This window comes from Blastococcus sp. CT_GayMR20, from assembly GCF_004570345.1.
Genome location: NZ_SPQM01000217.1, coordinates 1 through 5,638 on the forward strand (window position 1 = coordinate 1; position 5,638 = coordinate 5,638).

Here is a 5,638-nt window from a genome sequence, read left to right on the forward strand (position 1 = left end):
CCGCGGCCGGTGCTCCGGCTGCGCCGGCCACCCCCCGTCCGGCGACCCCCCGTCCGGCAGCCGCCGGTGGGGGCGCTCCTGCGGGCGCCGGTCCGCGTCCGGGCCCCCGCCCGGCACCGCGTCCCGGTAACAACCCCTTCAGCTCGCCGCGTCCGGCTGCACCCCCCGCCGCCGCTGCCGGCGCTGGTCCTGCCGCCGGTCCTCGTCCCGGTCCGGCCACGCCCGGTCCGCGTCCTGCGCCCGGAGCCCCGCGTCCGGCCGCCGCTGGTCCGGGCGGTCCCCGTCCCGGTCCGGGCGGTCCGCGTCCCGCTCCCGGTGCCGGCGGTCCCCGTCCGGCTCCCGGTGCCGGTGGTCCACGTCCGAACCCGGGCATGATGCCGCAGCGTCCCTCGCCCGGCATGATGCCCGGCCGGGGCGCTCCTGCCGGTCGTCCCGGTGGCGGACCCGGCGGCCCTGGCGGCGGCCGTGGTGGCCCCGGCGGTCGTCCCGGTGGCCCCGGTGGTGGCGGCGGTGGCGGTGGCTTCCGTCCCGGTGGTGGCGGCGGTGGCGGTGGCGCTCCCGGCGCCGGCGCGCCCGCCGGTGGTGGCTTCCGTGGCGGCGGCGGTGGTCGTGGCCGCGGTCGCGGCGGCTCGGGTGCCGGCACGGCCGGTGCCTTCGGCCGCCCTGGTGGCCGCGGTCCGGTCCGTGGGCGCAAGAGCAAGAAGCAGCGGCGTCAGGAGTTCGACTCCATGGCGGCGCCCAGCATGGGCGGCGTCAGCCTGCCCCGTGGCAACGGCCAGACCGTCCGGCTGCCCCGTGGTGCCTCGCTGACCGACCTGGCCGAGCGGATCAACGCCGAGCCGGCCGCGCTGGTCACCGCCCTGTTCCACCTGGGCGAGATGATCACCGCGACGCAGTCGGTGAACGACGAGACGCTGCAGCTGCTCGGCGCCGAGATCGGCTGGGACATCCAGGTCGTCAGCCCCGAGGACGAGGACCGCGAGCTCCTCGAGACCTTCGATCTCACCTTCGGTGACGAGGAGGGCGACGAGGAGGACTGGTCGTCCCGTCCGCCGGTCGTGACCGTCATGGGTCACGTCGACCACGGAAAGACGAAGCTCCTGGATGCGATCCGCCACGCCAACGTGGTGGCCCGCGAGGCCGGTGGCATCACCCAGCACATCGGCGCCTACCAGATCGTCACCGAGCTCGAGCACAACGAGCGACCGATCACCTTCATCGACACCCCGGGTCACGAGTCGTTCACCGCGATGCGTGCCCGTGGCGCGAAGGTGACCGACATCGTCGTCCTGGTCGTGGCGGCCGACGACGGCGTCATGCCCCAGACGGTCGAGGCGCTCAACCACGCCCAGGCCGCCGACGTGCCGATCGTGGTCGCGGTCAACAAGATCGACAAGGAGGGGGCCAACCCCGCCAAGATCCGTCAGCAGCTCACCGAGTACGGCCTGGTGGCCGAGGAGTACGGCGGCGACACGATGTTCGTCGACGTCTCCGCGACGACCCGTCAGGGCCTCGACGAGCTGCTCACGGCGATCCTGCTGACGGCCGATGCCTCGCTGGACCTGCGCGCGAACACCGAGCAGGACCCGCAGGGTGTGGTCATCGAGGGCAAGCTGGACAAGGGCCGGGGCCCCGTCGCCACGGTGCTGGTCCAGCGCGGCACGCTGCGCCAGGGCGACTCGATCGTGGCCGGCGACGCCTACGGGCGCGTGCGGTCGCTGCTCGACGAGCACGGCAACAAGCTCAAGGAGGCCCTGCCCGCCCGTCCGGTGCAGGTCGTCGGTCTGACCTCGGTGCCCCGCGCCGGCGACACGTTCCTGGTCGTCGACGAGGACCGGGTGGCCCGGCAGATCGCCGACCGCCGCCAGGCCCGCATCCGCAACGCGCAGAACGCATCCATGCGCAAGCGGATCAGCCTGGAGGACCTCGACGCCGCCCTCAAGGAGACCCGTCAGCTCAACCTGATCATCAAGGGCGACAACTCGGGCACCGTCGAGGCGCTCGAAGAGGCGCTGATGAAGATCGAGGTCGACGACGACATCTCGCTGCGGGTCATCCACCGCGGCGTCGGCGGGATCACCAAGAGCGACATCGACCTGGCGCTGGCCGACGACGTCATCGTCCTGGGCTTCAACGTCCGGGCCGAGGGTCAGGCCACCGAGCTCGCGAACCGCGAGGGCGTGGACGTCCGGTACTACACGGTCATCTACCAGGCCATCGACGAGATCGAGGCCGCTCTCAAGGGCATGCTCAAGCCCGTCTACGAGGAGGTCCAGCTCGGTACGGCGGAGGTCCGCGAGGTCTTCCGGGTGCCGAAGATCGGCAACGTCGCCGGTTCGCTGGTCCGCAGCGGCACGATCGTGCGCAATTCGAAGGCACGGCTCATGCGTGACGGTGCCGTGGTCGCCGACAACCTGACGGTGGAGTCCCTCCGCCGGTTCAAGGACGACGCGACCGAGGTCCGCGAGGGCTACGAGTGCGGTATCGGCCTGGGGTCGTTCAACGACATCAAGGTCGACGACGTGATCGAGACGTTCGAGATGCGGGAGATCCCCCGCACCTGAAAGAGGACCCCGTCCTCCTCACACCTCGCAAGCTCGGCGTGAGCCCCTGGACGGGGCCGACAGCGGGGAGGCGATGAGCGTGTTCACCGGCACGCTCATCGCCGACCTGCTGCTGGGCGACGTCCACTCGCTCAAGGGCAAGCGCGCCGTCGTCCGGCCCATCGTGGCCGAGCTGCGGCGCCGCTTCGCCGTGGCCGCCGCGGAGGTGGGAGACCAGGACGTGCACCGCCGGGTGCAGGTCGGCGTCGCCACCGTCGCGGGGGACGCCGGGCAGGTCTCCGACGTCCTCGACGCCTGCGAGCGGTTGCTGGCCGACCGTCCGGAGGTGACGCTGCTGTCGACACATCGGCAGCTCTTCAGCGACACGGACTGATGAAGGACCCCCTGCCCCCCGCTCGCACGCTCGCGGCGGGCCCCTGCAGGGGGCCGCCCGCCCCGGCGTCGTCCGACGCCCCGACTCCAGGAGGTCCCGATGGCCGACCCGGCCCGCGCCCGCAAGCTGGCGGTCCGCATCCGTCAGATCGTGTCCCACGCGATCGAGATGCAGATCAAGGACCCCCGACTGGGCATGGTCACCGTCACCGACGCCAAGGTGACCGGAGACCTCCGTGAAGCGACGGTGTTCTACACCGTCTACGGCGACGAGACCCAGATCGCCGACTCGGCGGCGGCGCTCACCAGCGCGACCGGGATCCTCCGCGCGACCGTCGGCAAGCAGACCGGCATCAAGTTCGTGCCGACGCTGACCTTCGTGGCAGACATCGTCCCGGACACCGCGCGCGAGCTCGAGGAAGCCCTCGAGCGTGCGCGGCACGCCGACGCCGAGCTCGCCCGTGCCCGTGAGGGCGCGCAGTACGCCGGCGACGCCGACCCCTACCGCAAGCCGGCGGAGGACGACGAGGACACCGACGGCGACACGGTCGTCGCGTCGACTGCCGATGAAGGGGTCGACGACGCCGTCCGGACCAGGAGTGCTCTGTGACCGAGAACGACCCCGATCCTTTCGAGCCCGACGAGGGTCAGGGCACGTCCGTGCTGGGTGGCCGCAAGGCGCCCGACGCGGGGGACCCCACCGACGGCGGCAAGCACGGCGAGATCGGCTCCGCGCCGAGCATCACCGCCGACGAGCCGGACGCGGGTGGTTCCGGGTATCCCGTCGGGGGTGGCCGGGTCGAGGAGGAGCAGAACGCTCCACCGGTCGCCGATCCCGGTCCGGATGCCTGATCCGCGATGACGCTCTCCACCAGCCGGGCCGCCCGCACCGTCGCCTCGGTGCTGGCCGAGGCCGCCGACTCCCGTGCCACGGTCGTCCTGTCCGGGCACGTGCAGCCCGACGCCGACGCCCTGGGCAGCACGCTGTCCCTGGCCGAAGGGCTCCGCCGTCGGGGTGCCCGCGTCCTGGCGACCTTCCCCGACCCGTTCACGCTGCCGTCCTCGCTGGGCTGGCTGCCAGGGGCGGAGGGTCTCGTGCCGTCGTCCTCGGTGCCGTCGTCCCCGGACGTGTTCGTGAGCCTCGACGCGGCCTCTCCCGGTCGGCTGGGCGAGCTCGCGGTGCTGCTGGAGAACGCCGGGACCTCCGTGGTCATCGACCACCACGCCAGCAACCCCGGCTTCGGCGACGTGTGCCTCGTCGACGGCGGTGCCCCGGCGACGGTGTCGCTGGTGGCCGGGCTCCTGGACGATCTCGGCGTCGCGCTCGACCCGCAGCTGGCCACCCTGCTGTACGCCGGGCTGGCCGCCGACACCGGCTCCTTCCGCTTCGGCAACACCCGGCCGGACACCCACGAGCTGGCCGCGCGGCTGCTGGCCACCGGCATCGACCACTCCGACATCAGCCGGCGGCTCTTCGACACCGCACCCTTCGGCTGGCTGGGTCTGCTGTCGGTCGTCACCGGGCGCGCGGTGCTCGAGCCCGAGGTCGGTGCCGGGCTGGTCTGGACGTGGTCGAGCACGGCCGAGGCCGCCGAGCACGGCCTGCCGGGGGAGCAGCTTGAGGCCCTCGTCGACGTCATCCGCTCCACCGAGGAGGCGGACGTGGCGTGCGTGCTCAAGGGGCAGGACGACGGGTCGTGGTCGATCTCGCTCCGCTCGCGGGGTGGGACGGACGTCGCGCGGGTCGCGATGGCGCTCGGTGGCGGCGGGCACGTCCTCGCCGCCGGCTACTCCTCCTACCTCGACCGCGAGAAGACCATCGACGCTCTGCGGCAGGAACTCCATGATCGATGACGTGGCGGTCCTCCCGATCGCCCCGCAACCAGGAGCCGTCCCCGATCAGCGCTGAGCCGGGTCCGGCAACCGGATCGGGACGTCTCCGCCCCCCGCGATCCGGTTCCCCGTCTGTGCTCTCCCTCGCGGCGCCGGCACTGGTCGTGCTGGCCGCTGAACCGCTCTACCTGCTCGTCGACACCGCGGTCGTCGGCAACCTCGGCACCGTTCCGCTGGGCGGTCTCGCCGTCGGCGGCGGCCTCCTCGCGTGGGCGGCCGCGCTGCTGAACTTCCTCGCATACGGCACGACCGCCCGGGCCGCCCGCCGCGCCGGCGCCGGTGACCGCCCCGGGGCCGTCGCCGAGGGCGTGCAGGCGACCTGGCTCGCCCTCGGCCTCGGGCTGGCCGTGCTGCTGTTCTTCCACCTGCTCGCCGGCCCGCTGACCCGCGTCCTCGCCGGCGGACCGGGACCCGTCGCCGAGGCGGGCGAGCAGTGGCTGCGGGTGGCCTCCCTCGGGGTCCCCCTGCTGCTGATCTCCCTCGCCGGCAACGGGTGGATGCGAGGCGTCCAGGACCTCCGTCGGCCGGTGCGCTACGTGCTGGCGGGCAGCATGGTCAGCCTCGTGCTGTGCCCCCTGCTGGTGCATGCCGCGGGGATGGGGCTGGTCGGCTCGGCCGTCGCCAACGTCGCCGGTCAGGCGGTCACGGCAGTGCTGTTCATCCGCGCACTCGCCCGGGAAGGTGCGCCGTGGCGGCCTCGACCGGCCGCGCTGGGCCGGCAGCTCGTCATCGGCCGCGACCTCCTCCTGCGGGCCGCCGTCCTCCAGTGCTCGTTCCTCCTCGCCGCAGGTGTCGCCGCCCGCGCGGGG

Annotated in this window: 7 protein-coding genes; all 7 read left to right on the top strand. The window is 73.3% G+C overall.

The annotated features are described in order from the left end of the window. On the top strand, window positions 1–375 hold a 375-nt coding region (locus E4P40_RS29220), incomplete at its 5' end, for a hypothetical protein (protein WP_245160592.1). 353 nt (window positions 376–728) lie between these two features. Continuing rightward, a complete protein-coding gene (gene infB, locus E4P40_RS25775) occupies window positions 729–2,564 on the top strand; it encodes a translation initiation factor IF-2 (RefSeq protein ID WP_245160593.1) in 1,836 nt (611 codons plus the stop codon). A gap of 73 nt (window positions 2,565–2,637) precedes the next feature. Then, window positions 2,638–2,937, top strand: a complete 300-nt coding sequence (locus E4P40_RS25780; RefSeq protein WP_245160594.1) for a DUF503 domain-containing protein — start codon at window positions 2,638–2,640, stop codon at window positions 2,935–2,937. Window positions 2,938–3,036: 99 nt separating this feature from the next. Then, window positions 3,037–3,546: a 30S ribosome-binding factor RbfA gene (gene rbfA, locus E4P40_RS25785; RefSeq protein WP_135161175.1), complete on the top strand. Its 510-nt coding sequence runs from the start codon at window positions 3,037–3,039 to the stop codon at window positions 3,544–3,546. Beyond that, a complete protein-coding gene (locus E4P40_RS25790; protein ID WP_135161176.1) occupies window positions 3,543–3,788 on the top strand; it encodes a hypothetical protein in 246 nt (81 codons plus the stop codon). Before rbfA ends, E4P40_RS25790 begins: the two co-directional genes overlap by 4 nt. Before the next feature lie 6 nt (window positions 3,789–3,794). Further along, window positions 3,795–4,790: a bifunctional oligoribonuclease/PAP phosphatase NrnA gene (locus E4P40_RS25795; protein WP_135161177.1), complete on the top strand. Its 996-nt coding sequence runs from the start codon at window positions 3,795–3,797 to the stop codon at window positions 4,788–4,790. A 113-nt stretch (window positions 4,791–4,903) separates the two neighbouring features. After that, on the top strand, window positions 4,904–5,638 hold a 735-nt coding region (locus tag E4P40_RS25800), incomplete at its 3' end, for an MATE family efflux transporter (RefSeq protein WP_245160595.1).

What these genes read in the sequence shown, in the direction of transcription:
- infB (WP_245160593.1), top strand. Translation starts at nt 729, where the DNA reads ATGGCGGCGCCCAGCATGGGCGGCGTCAGCCTGCCCCGTGGCAACGGC.
- E4P40_RS25780 (WP_245160594.1), top strand. Translation starts at nt 2,638, where the DNA reads ATGAGCGTGTTCACCGGCACGCTCATCGCCGACCTGCTGCTGGGCGAC.
- rbfA (WP_135161175.1), top strand. Translation starts at nt 3,037, where the DNA reads ATGGCCGACCCGGCCCGCGCCCGCAAGCTGGCGGTCCGCATCCGTCAG.
- E4P40_RS25795 (WP_135161177.1), top strand. Translation starts at nt 3,795, where the DNA reads ATGACGCTCTCCACCAGCCGGGCCGCCCGCACCGTCGCCTCGGTGCTG.